This window comes from Vibrio sp. 2033, from assembly GCF_033339735.1.
Map to the genome: position 1 here is coordinate 96,454 of NZ_JAWOVC010000012.1, position 18,827 is coordinate 115,280.

16 protein-coding genes are annotated in these 18,827 nt (G+C 44.9%); 7 read left to right on the plus strand and 9 right to left on the minus strand.

Going from position 1 to position 18,827, the window contains the following annotated elements:
- Positions 1-40: 40 nt before the first annotated feature.
- Positions 41-1,627, minus strand: coding sequence for a BCCT family transporter (locus R7P74_RS15915; protein WP_005373846.1), 1,587 nt, complete (start codon positions 1,625-1,627; stop codon positions 41-43).
- Positions 1,628-1,930: 303 nt separating this feature from the next.
- Here R7P74_RS15915 and R7P74_RS15920 point away from each other — a divergent pair, with 303 nt between their 5' ends.
- Positions 1,931-4,339: a beta-mannosidase gene (locus R7P74_RS15920; protein WP_318122968.1), complete on the plus strand. Its 2,409-nt coding sequence runs from the start codon at positions 1,931-1,933 to the stop codon at positions 4,337-4,339.
- Between the two features lie 101 nt (positions 4,340-4,440).
- On the opposite strand, the gene R7P74_RS15925 is transcribed toward R7P74_RS15920, so the two are convergent.
- Positions 4,441-4,695 carry a hypothetical protein gene (locus R7P74_RS15925; RefSeq protein WP_005387084.1) on the minus strand — a complete coding sequence of 85 codons (255 nt, stop codon included), beginning with the start codon at positions 4,693-4,695 and terminating at the stop codon, positions 4,441-4,443.
- Between the two features lie 167 nt (positions 4,696-4,862).
- Here R7P74_RS15925 and R7P74_RS15930 point away from each other — a divergent pair, with 167 nt between their 5' ends.
- A complete protein-coding gene (locus tag R7P74_RS15930) occupies positions 4,863-5,222 on the plus strand; it encodes a DUF6559 family protein (RefSeq protein ID WP_054577718.1) in 360 nt (119 codons plus the stop codon).
- Between the two features lie 137 nt (positions 5,223-5,359).
- Entirely contained in the window at positions 5,360-6,394 is a 1,035-nt protein-coding gene (locus R7P74_RS15935; protein WP_054577719.1) for an ABC transporter substrate-binding protein, read from the plus strand.
- A gap of 106 nt (positions 6,395-6,500) precedes the next feature.
- On the opposite strand, the gene tyrS is transcribed toward R7P74_RS15935, so the two are convergent.
- From tyrS to ppsA, 4 genes are all read right to left on the minus strand, one after another.
- Complete coding sequence (gene tyrS, locus R7P74_RS15940) at positions 6,501-7,760, minus strand: tyrosine--tRNA ligase (RefSeq protein ID WP_222712040.1); 1,260 nt, start codon at positions 7,758-7,760, stop codon at positions 6,501-6,503.
- 81 nt (positions 7,761-7,841) lie between these two features.
- A complete protein-coding gene (locus R7P74_RS15945; protein ID WP_225473914.1) occupies positions 7,842-8,648 on the minus strand; it encodes a response regulator transcription factor in 807 nt (268 codons plus the stop codon).
- Between the two features lie 193 nt (positions 8,649-8,841).
- Positions 8,842-9,621, minus strand: a complete 780-nt coding sequence (locus R7P74_RS15950) for a hypothetical protein (RefSeq protein ID WP_005373824.1) — start codon at positions 9,619-9,621, stop codon at positions 8,842-8,844.
- Between the two features lie 170 nt (positions 9,622-9,791).
- Positions 9,792-12,164, minus strand: coding sequence for a phosphoenolpyruvate synthase (gene ppsA, locus R7P74_RS15955; protein ID WP_318122969.1), 2,373 nt, complete (start codon positions 12,162-12,164; stop codon positions 9,792-9,794).
- A 251-nt stretch (positions 12,165-12,415) separates the two neighbouring features.
- Here ppsA and ppsR point away from each other — a divergent pair, with 251 nt between their 5' ends.
- Positions 12,416-13,252, plus strand: a complete 837-nt coding sequence (ppsR, locus tag R7P74_RS15960; protein ID WP_005373820.1) for a posphoenolpyruvate synthetase regulatory kinase/phosphorylase PpsR — start codon at positions 12,416-12,418, stop codon at positions 13,250-13,252.
- Between the two features lie 76 nt (positions 13,253-13,328).
- On the opposite strand, the gene ansB is transcribed toward ppsR, so the two are convergent.
- Entirely contained in the window at positions 13,329-14,393 is a 1,065-nt protein-coding gene (gene ansB, locus R7P74_RS15965; RefSeq protein WP_262635728.1) for an L-asparaginase 2, read from the minus strand.
- A 370-nt stretch (positions 14,394-14,763) separates the two neighbouring features.
- Positions 14,764-16,020, minus strand: coding sequence for an adenylosuccinate synthase (locus tag R7P74_RS15970; protein ID WP_238967291.1), 1,257 nt, complete (start codon positions 16,018-16,020; stop codon positions 14,764-14,766).
- 105 nt (positions 16,021-16,125) lie between these two features.
- On the opposite strand from R7P74_RS15970, the gene R7P74_RS15975 reads away from it, so the two are divergent.
- From R7P74_RS15975 to R7P74_RS15985, 3 genes are all read left to right on the plus strand, one after another.
- Positions 16,126-16,995: a LysR family transcriptional regulator gene (locus tag R7P74_RS15975; RefSeq protein WP_005373812.1), complete on the plus strand. Its 870-nt coding sequence runs from the start codon at positions 16,126-16,128 to the stop codon at positions 16,993-16,995.
- Between the two features lie 19 nt (positions 16,996-17,014).
- A complete protein-coding gene (locus tag R7P74_RS15980) occupies positions 17,015-17,407 on the plus strand; it encodes a ribosome recycling factor family protein (RefSeq protein ID WP_017819813.1) in 393 nt (130 codons plus the stop codon).
- Between the two features lie 77 nt (positions 17,408-17,484).
- On the plus strand, positions 17,485-18,099 hold the full coding sequence (locus tag R7P74_RS15985) for a LysE family translocator (protein WP_017633575.1): 615 nt from the start codon (positions 17,485-17,487) through the stop codon (positions 18,097-18,099).
- Positions 18,100-18,191: 92 nt separating this feature from the next.
- Here R7P74_RS15985 and R7P74_RS15990 read toward each other — a convergent pair whose 3' ends face one another.
- Entirely contained in the window at positions 18,192-18,713 is a 522-nt protein-coding gene (locus R7P74_RS15990) for a DUF2058 domain-containing protein (RefSeq protein WP_017633576.1), read from the minus strand.
- Positions 18,714-18,827 lie beyond the last annotated feature (114 nt).

The window sequence follows — 18,827 nt, forward strand, 5'->3', positions numbered from 1 at the left end:
AATGAAGGGCTCTTTTTCGCATATTGGTTAGAGAGGCGGTTTAAACGAGGCCTTGCTCTTTCGCCATTCTGCTTGCAATGCCGGGTGCTTTCCAAATGCTTGGCAGCAAAATGAAAGACACAGGCACGGCGGTAATCACAATGAAAGACTGCAATGCAGAAATACCACCAGAGCCCATTGAGATAAGCGCAATAGCGACAATACCCATAATCAGCCCCCAGAACGAGCGAATCACTGCGTTTGGTTCTGTTGAGCCCGTCATCACTACACTGATTGTGTAAGTCATCGAGTCACCTGTCGTCACGATAAATGTTGTCGTTAAGATCAGGAACAGAACCGAAATGATCATTGGGTAAGGTAATTCACCAGTAATCGCTAGCAGTGCTGCGGGCAAGTTAAAGCCTTCAAACGCAGATGAAATCAAACCAGGGTTATCAAGTTCAAACGCAAGGCCACTGCCACCAACGATACTAAACCAGAAGCAAGTAATCAGCGGTGCCGCGATGCTAATAGACATGATTAATTGGCGAATTGTACGACCACGAGAGATACGAGCAATAAAGATCGCCATCATTGGGCCATAACCGATAAACCAACCCCAGAAGAATACTGTCCACCAGCTTAGCCAGCCTGTATCACCACGGTAAAGTGCCATAGGGAAGAAGTTATCCACCATACGACCAACGCCTTGCACGTAGCCATCAACGATAAAGCTTGTCGGCCCGAAGAACAGGATGTAACCAATTAACAGTACAGACAAAATGATGTTGTAACGACTGACGATTTGAATACCCTTGCTCAAACCGCTTAGTGCAGAAAGGGTATACATCAGGATCGCCGCCATAATAACCATACTTTGCGTTACGAACGTATCTGGCAGGCCAAACAATGAATTTAGCGCGTAGCTAATTTGTAAACCTAAGAAGCCGATAGGACCGATGGTTCCTGCCGCTACGGCAATGATGCTACATGCGTCAGCAACATCACCAATCCAGCCTTTAATGGCTTTATCACCAAACACAGGGTAAAGCAGAGTACGCGGCTTAAGAGGCAGGCCTTTATCGTAATGCAAGTGCATTAAGACAATGGAAGATAGACCACCAAGGATCGCCCAAGCTAAGAAGCCCCAGTGCATAAAAGACTGAGATAGGGCATTGATTGCGGCAGTTTTCGGTGAGGCTTCCCCGTATAGAGGCGGAGCAGTCACAAAGTGGGCGATAGGCTCAGCAGCAGCCCAGAATACACCACCACCTGCAAGTAGAGTACAGAGTACGATTGACAACCACTTAAAGTTATCAATATCAGGTTTCGCTAGACCACCTAGGCGCACATAACCAGTGCGACCAAACGCAAGAGCCAAACCAATTAGGAAATTCAGAAGAAGCAGTACTTGCCAGTAAGCTCCGAAATATTTAGTAGCAAAGCCGAAGCCGGTGTTAACCATTGCGGTTAGAGAGTCGGTATTCGTTAGAGCAAGTAAAACGAATAGAGTGAGGAAGCTACCACTTAACCAAAAGACAGGATTGGTGAGTTCGAGGCGCTTGAGTAAAGATGGGGGATGAATAGCAGAATAGTCAGCATCCTGAATAGGCGCTGTGTGGGAGGCGGCATTCGTCATATTTGACATAATTACTTCGCTTTTTAGGGCTATGAAGCCGTGCATTTCCCCTCACATCGTTTCAACGAAAAGTGTGAGGATGTTCAAAAAGCCGATGATGTTAACATGTCGAAGTTGCAAATATAACCTTAGATTTCGATTAATTTTTAACAGGTTAGCCAAGTTGCTGATTTTTGGGTAGAGATCAAAAGAAAGAGTTTTTACGTGAAATGCACCGCATTTCGTATGTAATTAACATTTCCCTTATTTTTGCATGGGATTATCAGGATTACATTGAGAAAACATGTTTTTCCCAAGCTAAGGTTTCACTCGATGGCTCACTTCGAACTTAACGGGCAGTGGATGCTTACCTCGCCACAGCGTCCCAATCTTGAAATTCCAATGTTTATTCCGGGCGATAATGTGTCGGCGCTTTTACAAGCAGAGCAGATTCCAGATCCTTATTTTGCCGATAATGAAAACAAAGTTCGATGGATTGAAGAGTGTGAGTGGCATATCTCACGTGAGTTTGAAGTCGACGCGTTTACGTTGTCTGCCAAGCAAATTTGGATGACGCTAACTCGTGTCGATACATTGGCAACCTTCTATGTTAATGGTGAGCTAGCACTAACGTGCAGCAACATGTTTACCCAGCAACGTGTGGATATTAAACCGCATTTAAAGCAAGGTACTAACACGATTCGGATTGAGTTTGCTCGGGCGGATTTAGAAGGTATCGCAAGAGCAAAAAAACTGCCATTTCCTATTCCATCGGCAATGGGCAACAACCAAATTCCACACATGAACTTGATCCGCAAAACACAATGCCATTCCGGATGGGACTGGGGCATTTGCTTGATGGTATCGGGTATTTACGACCCCATTCAAATCGACATTGTGAATGAGCTTTGGCTCAAAGGCTTCTCGACAGAGCAGCAATGGCAAGCCGATGGGAGTGTGTTTCTTGATGTAGTAGTTGAAGTGGAAACGGACAGTCAACGCCATGAAATGATTGTTGAATTTAATGGTGAGCGTCAATGTATTCAAACAAAAGGAAGTGGTCACTATCATTGCCAGTTCCACATTTTGGAGCCTCAACGCTGGTGGCCATCGGGTTATGGCGAAGCGTATCTCTATCCCATTACCATTTCTTGCAGAGAGCAAAAGTTAACGCACAACATTGGTTTGCGTCAGTTAACCCTAAATAACCAAGCTGATGAGCACGGCTCTGCAATGGAATTTATCGTCAATGGCGTACCGATTAATGCTAAAGGTGCCAACTGGATCCCTATTGACGCAATGCCGGGGCGAGAGTGCGAAACACGTTATCGCAACCTTTTGCAAAGTGCAGTTGACGCCAACATGAACATGATTCGCGTATGGGGCGGTGGTCAGTACGAGAGTGAAATCTTTTATAACCTTTGTGATGAACTTGGCTTGTTGGTGTGGCAAGACATGATATTCGCCTGCTCGTTGTACCCATCAAACGACGAGTTTTTAAAAGAGGTAGAAGAAGAACTTAGATTCCAAATCCCGAGGCTCAAGGAGCACCCATCAATCGCACTTTGGTGTGGTGACAATGAAGTGATTGGAGCTATTGGTTGGTATGACGAATCTAAGCGCAGTAAAGTCAAATACACGGTTAACTACGATCGCCTCAACCGCATGATTGAGAAGGAGATTACCGAGCAAGATAGCACTCGCCGTTTCTGGCCAAGTTCCCCATGTAATGGTGAACTGGATTTCGGTGATGCGTGGCATGATGATAGTAAAGGCGATATGCACTTTTGGGACGTTTGGCATTCAGGAAAATCATTCAGTGCCTACCTTGACGTGAATCCTCGTTTTTGCTCTGAGTTTGGTTTTCAATCTTGGCCATCTTTTGCTGAAGTTAAGCGGTTTGTCCCTGAGCAAGACTGGAATATTACATCCCCAACTTTCGAACAACATCAGAAGAACCCTCGAGGTAATAGTATTATCACAGAGATGTTCACGCGCTATTTTCGTTTTCCCTCTGGATTCGAGAGCATGCTGTATTTAAGTCAAGTTCAGCAGGCAATCGCGATCAAAACTGCATGCGATCATTGGCGTGCCATTTCTCCAGTTTGTCGCGGCATGCTGTACTGGCAACTCAACGACAATTGGCCTGTCAGTTCTTGGTCTAGTTTGGAATACAGTGGTCGATGGAAGCAGTTGCACTACCATGCGAAGCGATTTTTTGCGCCACAGTATTTGGTATTTTCCGAGCATACAGGCAAGTTGAGCCTACATTTGCTCAATGATGCCAAAGAATCCGCAAGCGTCAACGCACTGCTTAAGTGGGTAGATTGGCAAGGGGAAGAAAAGCAATGTTGGAGCTTAGAACAAACAGTCATAGCAGACAGCAATACGATTTTGTGGCAATTGGATGAATCGATCGAGAAGGATGAACTTACGTCAGGCTTCTTCTATGTTGAAGCGCAAATCGGTGAAGACAGAATAAGCAACACATGGTTTAGTACTCACGAGCTAAAAACCTTGCCGATAGCGAAAGCCAATATAGGTGTCTCTATTGAAGGGAGGAAAATTACATTGATTGCGGATAAGCCTGCGTTTTTTGTTCATTTGGAGAGTGATGCTGATGGAAGGTTCAGTGACTCTAGTTTTACTCTGTTGGCCAAGGTTCCAATGACGGTTGAGTATTTAGGTGATGATGTTTCAGGTATGCAGCAGTCGTTGAGGGTATGCCACCTTAATGATTAAAGCGGGCATAGAACATCTACATGCTGATAACTAAAAAGGGAGCGTTTGCTCCCTTTTTAGTTACCAAGTATCCGTTATTAAGCTCAGGTTGAGACAGAAGTTTATTTAAGTTTCTGATGGACCCGATAGCTAACGACAAAGCCAATGTAGAATAGTGCAGCAAGAGTAATCACTGCCGTCGCGTACGCCAGCAGGCTGTTTAACCCTAAACCAAAAGCCAAAGTGAAGGCGATACCATGAATGGCTTCCGCAGGGATTCGGTACCAAGCAGCGTGGACGGAAGATCCGAAGAGGATAAAGGTACTAAGTAAGACAATCGTGCCGCCTATAAAGCCGACCCATCTGCTGTTGTTCATGTTGCAGTCTCAGGGGTTACCGAGGTAACGTAACAAAATATTTCAGGATCGTATTATACAACCGATCATCGCGAAAAGCGCTAGAGAAATTTCGCGGATAAAACAGAGTGTTTTAATTCGAACAAAAGAATACGACCATAGCCAACTTAATACAGGAATAACAAAACATGTTGAGATTTATACAACGTCGTCGCATTAAGAAAGTGATTAAACTAATGAGTACCAGATTGGTGGTGGGATACGGCAGTCGTGAGTACTTTTCGGTTGGTCAGGTAAAGACGAGCACCAGCGAGTTAAGCGCGTGCCAACAAAAAATTGCGTTGGCATTATATGCGGATCCGCAACATCTTGATTTGGAAAACCAACCAGAGTTGCAAGCAATACGCTCAGACGTGGCGCATGATTTCTTTTCTGGTGCCGATTATACCGCTCAAGATGTGCTTAATTTACTCGGCTCTGGTGGCTGGAAAGGTGGCCGAATGGAAGATGGAATGTCTCATCATTTTGGTATGCACAGTCGATATTAAAAACATGCGTTAATTTTATAAATTCGATAAATATTTTTGCTGTTAAAGATTAATTAAATTTTCTTTCAATTGGGTAATAATTACCTAATTATGCACCCGAATCCCAGCGCGTCGCTGGACTGGTTGGATCGCATACCATGAAATTAATCATCAAAGGATTGGGGCTGAGTGCTCTTGTGCTCAGCATGTTTGCTCATGCAGATAGCAAAACGTTGAACGTTTATGCATGGGGTGGCTATTTGCCGGAAGCATCGTTAAAAGCGTTTGAAAAACAAGAAGGCGTTACGATTAATTATTCGACCTTTGAGAATAATGAATCAATGTATACCAAGCTAAAATTGCTAAAAGGTTCTGGTTACGATGTGGTTTTTGCTTCTGCGTACTTCATTGAAAAAATGGGTCGAGAAGGACTGCTTTCGAAAATAGATCACGCTCAAGTGCCAAACATGCAAGACACAATGGACGGCTTACTTGGCCAAGCGCACGATCCGAAAAATGATTACTCTCTGCCTTATATTTGGGGCATTACAGGGATCAGCTACAACGAATCCATAGTTGAGCAACCAGTGACGAAATGGGCAGACTTATGGGAGTCTCAATACGAACAACAAGTCATGTTGATTGATGACGTCCGCGACGTGTTCGGTATGGCGCTGAAGAAAAATGGCCATAGCGTGAATACAAAAGACGAAGCTGAAATCGAGCAGGCTTTTGATTCTCTAGTAGCGCTGAAAAACAACGTATTACTGTACAACTCAGATGCGCCGCAAGTCCCTTACGTGTCCGGTGAAACATCGGTCGGCATGCAATGGAACGGCAACGCATTCCAAGGACAGGTTGAAATGCCTGAGCTGAAGTTCGTGATGCCGGAAGAGGGCGCGGTATTGTGGATGGACAACTTCACTATTCCGTCTGGCAGTAAAAACAAAGCATTGGCGCATAAATTTATTAACTTCATGTACCAATCAGAGAACCAAGCGGAAATCGTGACCAGTTTGGGTTATGCCTCGGCAACGAACGCTGGGCGTGACAAATTGCCAGAAGAGTTGAAAAATAACCGTACTATTTTCCCTTCATCAGAAGACATGAAAAAAGGCGAGTTTATTAATGATGTTGGCGCAGAAACGTTAGCGATTTACGAAAAGTACTGGCAACGTTTAAGAACGCAATAAGCAACGTCTTTGCCTATTGTTAGGCTTAAAATCGTTCAAATTTGGATTCCCCTCATCACGAAAGTGGTGAGGGGAATTTTTTATAGGCTTTGTACTGCGAGTGTTGCTACGCGGCACGCTTTACGAGGCAGAAGTGCTTTTTACCGCGTTGCAGTAACCAATATTGATCAAACAGTGGGAAGCTTAAACTCGGGTTATCAGCCGCCACTTTTTCACCGTTTACACTGATGGCGTTGTTGCTGATGTGTTCGCGTGCAACACGCTTCGAACTTGCTAAGCCCGACTCAATCAACAGCTCAACCAAATCTTGTTGTGTGCTCTCAATGCTTGGTAAACCATCCAACTCCAACTGTTTTAATTCACCCAAACTCAGTTGTTGCACATTACCGCTGAATAAAGCTTGAGTGATACGCTCGGCACTGGCTAGGCCTTCTTCGCCATGAACAAATCGCGTCATTTCTTCAGCGAGAATACGTTGTGCTTGTGGCTTACCTTGGCTTGCTTGGTCTTGCGCTTCAATGCTGGCAATTTCTTCGCAGCTCAAGAATGTGTAGTAACGCAAGAAGTGGTAAACGTCGGCGTCTTCTGCGCCAAGCCAGAACTGGTAGAACGCGTAAGGAGAGGTCTTGCTAGGATCTAGCCACACTGCGCCGCCTTCGGTTTTGCCAAATTTGGTACCATCGGATTTGGTGATCAGCGGCAGAGTTAAGCCAAATACTTGCTCACCATTTTGACGGCGAGTTAAATCGATCCCGCTGACGATGTTTCCCCATTGGTCATTGCCACCGATTTGCAAACGGCAACCGTATCGACGGTTTAGCTCGGCAAAATCGTACGATTGCAGTAGGGCGTAGCTAAATTCGGTGAAGGAGATACCTTGGTCAGGTCGTTGCAGGCGTTGTTTTACCGATTCTCGGTTGACCATAGTATTGATCGAGAAGTGTTTACCCACATCGCGGAAGAAGTCGATCACATTGATCGCTTTCATCCAGTCAGCGTTGTTCACCATGATCATCGGCTTGGTCAGTTGGTGGTTCATCAACTGCTGAATTTGATTAGAAAGATCGTTAACCCAGCCTGAGACGATTTCCTCTGAGTTCAGACTGCGCTCAGTCGCTTTAAAGCTTGGGTCGCCAATCATGCCCGTTGCACCGCCAATCAAGGCAACAGTTTGGTGTCCGGCATCTTGAAAGCGCTTAAGCATAATCAAAGGCACGAGGTGGCCGATATGCAAGCTGCCAGCTGTAGGATCGAAGCCGCAGTAAACGGTTTGTGGCTGTGAGAGAAGTGTCTGAATTTCTTCCAAATCGCTGGCTTGTGCAATCAAGCCACGATCTTGTAAATCTTGCAGTAATGGTGTCGTCATTCTTTTTGTCTGTCATAGTGGTTGTTACATTTAGACTAAAACGCGACACCTTTTCTCGATATATCCCTTAAGGGACAGTTTTTATCTTGAATGGAGAATGAGGTGATTGAGGAAAAGCTGGAATAACTCACTCAATGAAGACACATTTAATTGCGAGTAAATTCGCTTTCGATGATTTTTGACCGTGCCTTGAACTAAGTGTAACCGCGCGGCAATTTCTTTGGTGTCAAACCCTTGAGCGAGAAGCGAAGCCACCTCTTGTTCGCGACGGGTGAGTGATTCTACGCCAAACGTTGCTAAAGCTTGCTCAATGGCTAATCGCATACTGCCAGAATAAGCACTCTGTGCAAAAACAGGCTCAGAAAAGGTAAATTCCGTTTGTTTCCAATGCTGCTGACAAAGCGACTGAATTATCGGGAAATAGGGCTTTAGCTTATTGATTTGTTGCTGAGAAAAGTATTTTCCATCAGTCATATATCCGAAGTACAGCATGACCCAACGGCCAGATTCAACTTCGACTAGCATGCTAAGCTCGTCTTTCCACCCTGTTTGATGATAGAACTGCTCGCAGTATGAGGTGAAGTCAACGCCTCTACGCGCCACGTCTTTGAGCGTAAATACGCCTTGTTGCTTTGTCTCGTTTAGTTTGAGAAAAAAAGGGTCATTTTGAAATGAGTCAGTAAGGTAGCGTTGAAAAAGTAACTCTCGCTCGTTCTCAATTGAGTCGTAGAGATAAATAGGATGTTTACCTTCTCGGTAACCTAAAATAACTGCGCAATCAAAATGAAAAAGAGTGCGAATGACACGCATAAGTTTAGGAGTAAAGTTAGGCGTGTTAAGAGCAGAAATTGCTTCTGCTAGCAGATTATTAAAGTTATTGTCAGGCATGGGATACCGAATTGCAGGTGGTTTTGCGCAAGCATAACCAAAAGCAATCCAACGAGAAAGGGAAGTCGCCATCTTCTGGTGACTTCCATAGAGAAAGTTGCGTAAGTGCTCAGTTTTGAGGAATCATATCCCCGTTAACTTATTGATAAGGGTGCATAACAACGGTTTTATTTAAGCGATTAGTTGCTATGCATTACTGCGAGTTAGTGAGCTCTTCGTTAACCCAATATTTAGAACCAGACACGTTAGCATCGATGAGCAAACCTTTAGCGTTCAACTGATAGACGGCGACGCCGCTGTTAAATTGTTTTGAAAGTTGCTCTGAATCTTCGCCCGCAACAGCAGAGGCTTCACTTGTGGCCTCCCATCCTTCGTTGACGAACGTATCAAAGTCTTCTTTGCTCTCAAACAGAACCACTTGTTGGTAAAATTTGCCGCCAGCCCCAAGTGCAACGCCCAAACCAAACATATTCATATAAGTGCGTTCTTCTGTTTCCTTATTCACTGCGACTCCTGACCCTGAGTTGGTGTGAAACAGCAAAGATAATTTACGAGAATCAAAGACCGCGTAGCCGTACGCGTTGTCGTAAATAGCTTTTGCCTCCGGCTTTTCATTAAATAACTTGAGCAAAGCGCTATCTGCCATTAAGTCCACGGCTTGGCGAGCTTCTTCTGGCGTATCGCCTTCCATCAGCTCATCAATTTTTTTGTCGGCAGCATCTATCCATTCTTTGCTTTTCTCGATGCTGGCTTCTGTCCATTCGCCTGCGGTATTGATCGCTTCCTCGGACCAGTTCGTGAAATCTTGCCACGCTTGTTTTGAAAACGCTTTGGTGTCGTCCCAAGCATCTTGTGCAGTATCAGAAACTGCGTCGCCAAGCTCAGACATTTTATTGGAAATTTCATCCCAATCGGCATAAGCAGGGGATGCCAGGAGCATCAATGTAGTAAGGAGTGCGATAGGCTTTTTCATCAAATTCTCTCTGGAGTTATCGATATACCATTCATTTTAGGTCATCAGACTTTGATAATGAAATTGACTAAATGACGAACTTGAGAGAGGAATCACGAACTGATTGTGAAATGACGTGTGAATAACAAAGCCCTCACAAGGGGAGTGTGAGGGCTAGAGTTTATCGTGTGTTACTTGCTGCTAACTTTACCGAGTTTTAACCAAGTATCGATAACCGTATCTGGGTTTAGTGATACAGAGCTAATACCTTGATCCATTAGCCATTCCGCTAAGTCGTCGTGGTCTGATGGGCCTTGACCACAAATACCAACGTATTTGCCTGCTTTTGTTGCCGCATCAATCGCCATCTGAAGCATCACCTTAACCGCTGGGTTGCGCTCATCAAATAGATGTGCGACATCGCCAGAGTCACGGTCAAGACCAAGCGTTAGCTGAGTCATGTCGTTTGAGCCAATCGAGAAGCCATCAAAGTACTTCAAGAACTCATCGGCAAGGACCGCGTTGGATGGCAGTTCGCACATCATGATGACTTTAAGACCCTGATCGCCACGGCGCAGATCAAACTTCGCTAGCAAATCAATCACTGATGCTGCTTCGCTTGGTGTACGCACAAATGGGATCATGATTTCAACGTTTTTCAGACCCATTTCGTTACGAACGCGTTTGATTGCTTGAGTTTCTAGCTCGAAGCAGTCTTCAAACACTGGAGAAATGTAACGAGACGCGCCACGGAAGCCAAGCATTGGGTTTTCTTCATGCGGTTCGTATGCTTTACCGCCAACCAAGTTGCTGTATTCGTTAGACTTAAAGTCAGACATACGAACAATAACGCGTTTCGGCCAAAATGCCGCAGCAATGGTTGCGATACCTTCTGTCAGTTTGCTTACGTAGAAATCGATAGGATCTTTGTAACCACGAATACGCTGAGTGATTTCTGCTTTTAGCTCATCGCTTTGTGCATCAAAGTTAAGTAATGCTTTCGGGTGGATACCAATCATCTTATTGATGATGAATTCAAGACGAGCAAGACCAACACCTTCATTTGGAATTTGTGCGAAGTCAAACGCACGATCAGGGTTACCCACGTTCATCATCACTTTTGTTGGTAGCAGTGGCAGTTCATCAACAGAAGAGCGTTTTACATCAAACTCAAGTTCACCTTGGTAAACATAGCCCGTTTCACCTTCTGAACAAGATACGGTCACGGTTGCACCATCGGTTAACTTGCTTGTCGCATCGCCACAGCCAACGATTGCAGGAATACCAAGCTCACGAGCGATGATGGCAGCGTGGCAAGTACGGCCACCACGGTTGGTTACGATTGCAGATGCTTTTTTCATCACTGGTTCCCAATCTGGGTCAGTCATGTCTGTAACTAGCACGTCACCTTCTTGGACTAAAGACATTTGGTCCAGAGAGTCAACCAAGCGAACCACGCCTTTACCGATGCGCTGACCGATTGCACGACCTTCAACCAAAACATCCGCTTTGTTTTGTAGCTCGTAGCGCTCAATCACGTTTTGTTCCGTTTGTGAACATACGGTTTCAGGACGCGCTTGAACAACGTACAGCTTGCCATCAATACCATCTTTTGCCCATTCAATGTCCATTGGACGCTGATAGTGCTTTTCGATGATCATTGCTTGTTTTGCGAGCTCTTTGATCTCGTCGTCGTTCAATGAGAACGTGTTGCGCTCTTCATCAGAAGTATCAACGATATCAACTTGTTTGCCGATTTCTTGGTTATCTGAGTAGATCATTTTGATCAACTTAGAACCAAATGTTTTCTTAACGATTGGGTGTTCGCCTGCTTCAAGCATTGGCTTGTGAACGTAGAACTCGTCAGGGTTTACTGCACCTTGAACGACCATCTCGCCTAGACCCCATGAAGAGGTGATGAAGACAACTTGGTCGAAACCCGATTCAGTGTCTAGTGTAAACATAACACCCGACGAGGCTTTATCTGAACGCACCATACGTTGGATACCCGCAGATAGCGAGATGCCACGGTGGTCGAACCCTTGGTGAACGCGGTAAGAAATCGCACGGTCGTTAAATAGAGAAGCGTAAACGTGCTTAGTTGCTTCTAGTACTGCGTCGATGCCTTTCACGTTCAAAAACGTTTCTTGCTGACCAGCAAAAGAAGCATCAGGTAGGTCTTCTGCCGTAGCAGATGAACGAACTGCGACTGAAAGCTCAGGATTGCCTTCGATCAGTTCTTGGTAATTTTCACGAATTTCTTGTTCAAGGTCCGCAGGAAAAGGGGCCTCTAATACCCATTGACGAATGTTTGCACCTGTCTTACGCAGAGCTTCTACATCTTCAACGTCTAGTTCATCGAGTAATTGGTGAATACGCTCATCCAAACCTTCGTGGTCAAGGAATTGGTTAAACGCGTATGAGGTTGTCGCAAAACCATTTGGTACAGAAACGCCTGCGTTTGCTAGGTTAGAAACCATTTCGCCAAGTGAAGCATTCTTACCGCCGACTTTGTCGACATCATCCATGGATAGGCCATTGAACCAGAGGGTGTTCTTTTGCATGTCTTTCTCCAGAAACATTGCAGCTTAGTAGGGGGACTTAAATCGATCTAAACAATCGCATGTTGGCTGTTATTACACGTTGACCATACATTGCTTCATTTAGATTGATATCAAAGGCAAACGATTACGTTCTGGCTGAAAAAAATTCAAAAGAATTTTTAAAGCTGTGGTGAACCTAACTGAAAGCCAAACTGATTTATTAATATTATGTGTACCATCCTACTCAAAAGATTTTGAAAAATTAAACAGAAATGCAAATAAATAACCAAAGTCGTGATGTATTCTATGTTTCTGACGGTACGGCGATAACATGTGAGACATTAGGGCATGTTGTTCTCGGTCAATTTCCGTTCATTCCTAACGAAAAAACCTTTCCGTTTGTAGAAAGCCAGGACAAAGCTACTGACGTAGTCAAAGAAATTGAAACTTCCTACCAGCGCAATGGCGTCAAACCTCTGGTCTTTTTCTCAATTGTCGTTCCAGAAGTACGTGAAATGCTGCTTGAAGCGCCGGCATACAGTTACGATGTGTTGGAGAGTATTGTGCAGAAAGTGCAAGACGACATTCAGATGGCACCAAAGCCTAAGTTGCAGCGTTCTCGCAGTGTGGGGAAAGATTCCGACACCTATTTTGACCGTATTGCGGCTATTGAATACACATTGGCGCATGATGATGGCATCACGCTAAAAGGGTTGGAACAAGCCGATATTATCCTGCTGGGAGTATCGCGCAGCGGAAAAACGCCGACTAGCTTGTACATGGCGATGCAATTTGGTTTACGTGTTGTGAACTATCCGTTCATTGCGGAAGATGTGAAGATGATGCGTTTGTTGCCTGAGTTTGAGATCCATCGTCATAAGTTGTTTGGGCTGACTATCGATCCCGAGCGCTTGACTGAAATCCGTGAAAATCGTTTGTCTGGAAGTGATTACGCTAGCACAGAGCAGTGCAAGCTGGAGCTAGACACTGTTGAGGCGTTGTTTAGAAGAGAGGCGATCCCATATATCAATACGTCCTCTCTGTCTGTTGAGGAAATTACTACGCGTATTCTGGAAAAAGCAGGAATGAAGCGTCGCTTGTTTGGCTAACAAGAGACGCTCATGTCGCTATGTGTAAGAGGAGGTAAGGTGTGTACCTCCTCTATCGAATGAACCTTAGACAGAATTAATAGTATTGGAACATCTTTTGGATGTCTTGATAGTTTTTGGTCTGAGTCAGTGACAGCATCAGTAAGATACGTGCTTTTTGTGGGTTCAATGTACCAGCGGCAACAAAGCCGTATTTTTCGTCATCAATTTCAGCATCCAAAGTGGTTGAGCCGCTAGGCGTTCGGGAGCTTCTTACAACAACAACGCCATCTTTACTCGCTTTCTCTAGCTCATCAAACACAGTGTGGTACAAGTTACCATTACCGACACCAGCACTTACGATGCCGTCAAACTTCGCATCCACAAAGGCTTTCACTGGCAAATTGGAGGCATTTGCATAGTTATAAACAATACCGACCTTAGGCAACTTAGTAAGCTTTGATACATCGAATGGGGTTTCTGTCGTATGTTTACGCTCTGGGCTTCGTTGATATTTGGCATCGCTATTATGAATGTAGCCGATAGCACCAAAGTTGGCTGACTGGAAAGTGCTGACGGAGGTTGTATTGGTTTTTGTCACATCTCGCGCATCGAAAATCGTGTCATTCATTGCGACTAGCACGCCACGTCCTTCTGAATCTTCATCGGTGGCTGTTACGACTGCATTGTATAAGTTGACTGGTCCATCAGCACTCATTGCGGTGGAAGGACGCATTGCACCAACGATCACGACAGGCTTTTTGCTCTTGACGGTCAGATCAAGGAAGTAAGCGGTTTCCTCTAACGTATCCGTACCATGAGTAATGACGATGCCGTCAACATCATCTTGAGCGAGTAGCTCATTAACTCTTTTCGATAATTTTAGCCACACTTCATCATTCATATCTTGTGAACCGATACTGACCACTTGCTCTCCAGAAATATCGGCAATGTTGGTCATACTCGGCACCGCAGAAATCAATGATTCAACGCCGACTTTACCTGCTGTGTAGTTTGACTCGGTTGCAGATTGACCTGCGCCTGCTATGGTGCCGCCAGTGGCAAGAATTTTAATGTTCGGAAGATCGGATTGCGCGAAAGACAAAGAACTAAGGCACAAACCAAGGGTTATCGTACTGAGGCGGAAAAGATTTTTCGTCATGGGAATCACCTGCTGTTAGGTTGGATGTTGGGGAACTCATCTATCCTAAAAACAGCGGGTTAGATTTTTTGAGTACTAGTTCAACAAATTGCAGATGAAGATCGTGATCAACTAATCACTTAAAGAATATCAAATCAACCAGTTAACCTAATTGACGTGCTTCTTTAACAAGTGAGATGTGCTAGTAACGTGCACAACGTGTTAAGCCCTATAATTTATTGATTTATAAATAAAGGCGGTAGGAGTCTCGTGATGAGGTTACTAAATATGAATTTAGCCGTGTAATTTTCCAAAGTTTACAGTGTAAAAAAAAGCGGCTTTACCCCGGAACAGATAAAAGCCGCTTGCCAATGATGTGTTAATTCACATCTTATCGCATAATCATTTGTTCACGACCAGGACCCACAGACACCATTTTTACTGGTACGCCCATGAGTTCCTCAATGCGTAGAACGTATTTCTGTGCTGCTACTGGAAGCTCTTCAAACTTACGACAACCTGTGATGTCCTCGATCCAGCTTTCCATCTTCTCGTAGATTGGCGCAAGAGAGGCAGTTTGAGGCCAGATTGGGTTTTCGCTGTGGTCGCCTTCGTAGCCAACACAGATTTTCAGATCGTTAAGGCCAGTCAAACAGTCTACTTTCGTTAGTGCAATTTCAGTTGCGGCTTGCAGTTCAACGCCATTTTTCGTAGCGACTGCGTCGAAGTAGCCCATGTCGCGTGGACGACCCGTAGTTGCACCGAACTCGCCAGCAAGTTCGCGGAAAGCGTCTTGCTCTTCCATTGCAGTGATCAACGTACCAGTACCCACTGATGAGCTGAAGGCTTTTGCAACCGCAATAACGCGTTCAGGACGAAGTGCCGGAAGGCCACTACCGATACCCGCGTACATTGATACAACGTTAGAAGATGTTGTCCAAGGGTACTCACCGTAAACAAGGTCACGACCCGCGCCAAGCTGCGCTTCGAACAATAGAGTTTTGTCTTTCGCTTGTAGTTCTTTTAGAGGAAGCGTTACGTTGCAAATTGAGTCGCGCCAAGGTGCAGAGACTTCTAGCAGCCAGTTCGCCAGTTCTTCAGCGGTTTGTTCAAACTCGAATGTTGGGTAAAGCGCACGCAGTTGTGGCAGTTTCCAATCCATCATGAATTGAAGGCGTTCAACCAATACTTCTGGTTGCTTCAACCAACCAACTAGGATGCCTTTCTTCATTACGCGGTCACCGTACGCAGGTGCAATACCTTGACGAGTTGAGCCGTATGCTTTGTCGCCTAAACGTTGTTCTTCTAGCGTATCTTCTAGTGCATGTAGAGGTAGACACAGTGTTGCGCGATCAGAGATGCACATATTCACTTTTACGCCTGCTTCTTCAACTTCCGCAATCTCCTGAGACAGCAACGCAGGGCTGATAACCATACCCGGACCTAACACTGCCAAACAGTCAGGGTTGAATACGCCACTTGGAAGCTGGTGCAGCTTGAACGTACCTAGATCGTTAACCACGGTGTGACCCGCGTTGTTACCACCTTGGAAACGAATGCTCGCAGAAGCTTGCTCTGCCAAAAAGTCAACGATGCGGCCTTTGCCTTCATCACCCCAGTTTGCACCCACAACAACGATAGACGACATAATTTAATCTCCAAAAACAGATGCAAAAATCTTAAGGTGTTCGCCATAATAAGAGAAATTAATTATACTCATTAACTTGATAAGAATCTCATATCGGAATTGGCAATGTTAGATTTGAACTGGCTGCGAACCTTCGTAACTCTTGCAGAGGTAAAACACTTTGGTAAAACAGCGACGGAACTGCACATGACGCAGCCGAACGTAAGTTTGCATATCAAGCAGTTGGAGCAAGCCACGCGCACGAAATTGATTGAGCGAAATCCCGTGCAGTTGACGCAAGCGGGGAAGCGTTTGTTAGCTACGGCGCAGCGGATGCTTAATGAGCTGCAAATTTGTCAGTCGGATCTCAATGCCATCAACGATCTTACGCAGGGGACGCTTTCTATTGCGGCGAGCGATATTGTTTCACGTTTACTGCTTATCAAACCATTTCAGCAATTCAAAAGTGAATATCCGGGGATCGACTTGGCATTGTTCAATACCACATCTTCTCAAGCGGTGGATTTGGTGAAAAGTGCGCGTGCCGATATCGGCTTTGTTATCGCACAAAAAGAGAGTCAACCGCTGCATTTTACGCCTCTCACGCAGATTCACTGGTGTGCGTTTGGCGATAACATTTTTGAGTGGCAAGACAATCGAAAAGAGAGCCAGACGCTGATCCTGCTAGGGCACGATACTCGAACCCGAGAGCTGATTGATGCGTCTTTACCTGAACTAAATCTGCCTAAGCATCGCGTGATGGAAGTGGGCAGTGTGGAAGCACAAATCGACTGGGCGGAAGCGGGGTTTGGGACTGCTATTGTGCCGGATTTCTCGCTTGATCCGAGATTAAAGCTTTCTCGTGAAGTTACGCCTTTGCCAAGTTTTCCAAACACTGATTTCGGTTACATCGTGCGTCAAAATCAGGTGTTATCCAAAGCGGCAAAACAGTTGCTGGCATGGGTTGGCGAGAATGTGTCGGTGGTTGAGGGCTAAGACGATGAAAGAAAAGGCCATGAAAGAGACGAAGATTACGATTTCGCTCCCATCCTTGATTCACCGTATTGGGGGCGACCATGCCAAGCGAGCGAAAACACTCGCAGCAGAAAAACAGTGCGATCTTAAGCGAATTAGACGATCTCGTCACTGGCAAATCTCGGGCGAGGCTTTGGATGTAAAAGCGTTTTTAGAGCATCTCAAAAACGAAGAAGCAGAGACGATGCGATTTGCGATCAACAAGATCGAACAAGCTCTACTTGCTCACCAAGACAAATTGGAACCTTTGGACGTGAAGTTGATACGTTTGGTGAGACAAAACCCAAACATCACCCTAGCGGAGCTGATGGCTGAAACGAACTGCACGTTAGTTCAAGCTCGCACGGCACGATTTGATGCTGAGTTGCTTTAAGATCGGTTTGTGGTTTACTCACTTTATTAACAGATGTTAGGGTACCGATCAAAATCACTCACTAAGACCATTTTGTTATGGATATTTGGCAGCTTCTCCTTTTTATTCCTGCTTGCTTCGCTCTCAATATGGCTCCTGGCCCAAACAATTTATTGGCAATGAATAATGCGCGTTGTTACGGCTTTAGGGCCGCGTTTACGGCCAGTTTAGGCAGAATTGCTGCTTTTTCAGCGATGATTGCGTTGTCTGCATCAGGTCTGGCTGTGATTTTGTATACGTCAGAAATGCTATTTTTGGCAATAAAGTTGGTAGGGGCGCTGTATCTACTATGGATTGCGTTCAACCTTTGGCGCTCAGAGTCCAGCCCGATCTCTGACTTGGACAATTCGCGCAACTACGCAGGACTGGCGAAACAAGAATTTACGCTCGCTGCTGGCAACCCGAAAGCGATTCTTATTTTTACTGCATTCTTGCCGCAATTTGTTGATGCCAATGCCAACGTTCAAGAGCAGTTTTTTGCCCTTGGCTCCACGTTTTTGATATTAGAAATGGTCGCCATTTCAATCTATGCCATCTTTGGTTTGTACTTGAGACACTGGTTTTCAAACCCCAAAATGGCGAAACGTTTCAATCGCGGATGTTCGTTGTTTTTAGCCGCATCAGGTGCGAATTTGCTACTAAGTAAGCAATAACAACACATCATCTCCGTAGATTATTTTTCTATAAAAAGAGCCGCTGATGTTACATCAGCGGCTCTTTTAGTTGATGCATCGATTATTTATTGTTACCACATCAAATCGTCAGGCACGACGAAATCTGCGTATGGATCGTCTTCTGCTGGAATGTCCGATTCAGGTTCTTTTTGTTCGATGATGACGGACTCATCACGTTGAGCAATTTTATTCGCTACTCCACGTGGAATGACAACATAGCTTTCACCAACAATTGCGATTGCCAAAATACCTTTGATCAACTGCTCGCGGATAAGTGAATCTACATAAAGTGATTTCACTAGCGTACCGTGAGTGAAGTTGTATTTGATGTCGCCATCTTTTAAGTCGATCTTGTTCATCTCAATCAATTGATTGATCTGCGCTTTGATCTCTTTGTTTAATCGCTCAGCATTTTGCTGCTCGCTCAATTGTTTATCACGCTCTAACTGTTGGCGTTTATTCTCTTCAACCGCCGCTTTTACTTCGCGTGCTTGAACGCGTGATTTTTTAGAGCCTTTCTTCGCTTTCTTTAGTTTCTTTTCATTAACTAAGCCAGCTTTCAGCATTTGTTCTTGAAGGGTAAGTTTTGCCATGTTTTATCCAGTTAGTGCGCAATTTTGGGCATTTTACCCACTATTGCCACTTGTAGTAAATAATAGTGCTTTCTATGGGTCTAAAATGTTTGGTTGGCTTGTTATCTCTTTAAT

What these genes read in the sequence shown, in the direction of transcription:
- R7P74_RS15985 (WP_017633575.1), top strand. Translation starts at nt 17,485, where the DNA reads ATGGATATTTGGCAGCTTCTCCTTTTTATTCCTGCTTGCTTCGCTCTC.
- R7P74_RS15970 (WP_238967291.1), bottom strand. Translation starts at nt 16,020, where the DNA reads ATGTCGTCTATCGTTGTTGTGGGTGCAAACTGGGGTGATGAAGGCAAA.
- R7P74_RS15925 (WP_005387084.1), bottom strand. Translation starts at nt 4,695, where the DNA reads ATGAACAACAGCAGATGGGTCGGCTTTATAGGCGGCACGATTGTCTTA.
- ppsA (WP_318122969.1), bottom strand. Translation starts at nt 12,164, where the DNA reads ATGCAAAAGAACACCCTCTGGTTCAATGGCCTATCCATGGATGATGTC.
- R7P74_RS15915 (WP_005373846.1), bottom strand. Translation starts at nt 1,627, where the DNA reads ATGTCAAATATGACGAATGCCGCCTCCCACACAGCGCCTATTCAGGAT.
- R7P74_RS15990 (WP_017633576.1), bottom strand. Translation starts at nt 18,713, where the DNA reads ATGGCAAAACTTACCCTTCAAGAACAAATGCTGAAAGCTGGCTTAGTT.
- R7P74_RS15930 (WP_054577718.1), top strand. Translation starts at nt 4,863, where the DNA reads ATGTTGAGATTTATACAACGTCGTCGCATTAAGAAAGTGATTAAACTA.
- ansB (WP_262635728.1), bottom strand. Translation starts at nt 14,393, where the DNA reads ATGACGAAAAATCTTTTCCGCCTCAGTACGATAACCCTTGGTTTGTGC.
- R7P74_RS15950 (WP_005373824.1), bottom strand. Translation starts at nt 9,621, where the DNA reads ATGAAAAAGCCTATCGCACTCCTTACTACATTGATGCTCCTGGCATCC.
- tyrS (WP_222712040.1), bottom strand. Translation starts at nt 7,760, where the DNA reads ATGACGACACCATTACTGCAAGATTTACAAGATCGTGGCTTGATTGCA.
- ppsR (WP_005373820.1), top strand. Translation starts at nt 12,416, where the DNA reads ATGCAAATAAATAACCAAAGTCGTGATGTATTCTATGTTTCTGACGGT.
- R7P74_RS15975 (WP_005373812.1), top strand. Translation starts at nt 16,126, where the DNA reads ATGTTAGATTTGAACTGGCTGCGAACCTTCGTAACTCTTGCAGAGGTA.
- R7P74_RS15980 (WP_017819813.1), top strand. Translation starts at nt 17,015, where the DNA reads ATGAAAGAGACGAAGATTACGATTTCGCTCCCATCCTTGATTCACCGT.
- R7P74_RS15920 (WP_318122968.1), top strand. Translation starts at nt 1,931, where the DNA reads ATGGCTCACTTCGAACTTAACGGGCAGTGGATGCTTACCTCGCCACAG.
- R7P74_RS15945 (WP_225473914.1), bottom strand. Translation starts at nt 8,648, where the DNA reads ATGCCTGACAATAACTTTAATAATCTGCTAGCAGAAGCAATTTCTGCT.
- R7P74_RS15935 (WP_054577719.1), top strand. Translation starts at nt 5,360, where the DNA reads ATGAAATTAATCATCAAAGGATTGGGGCTGAGTGCTCTTGTGCTCAGC.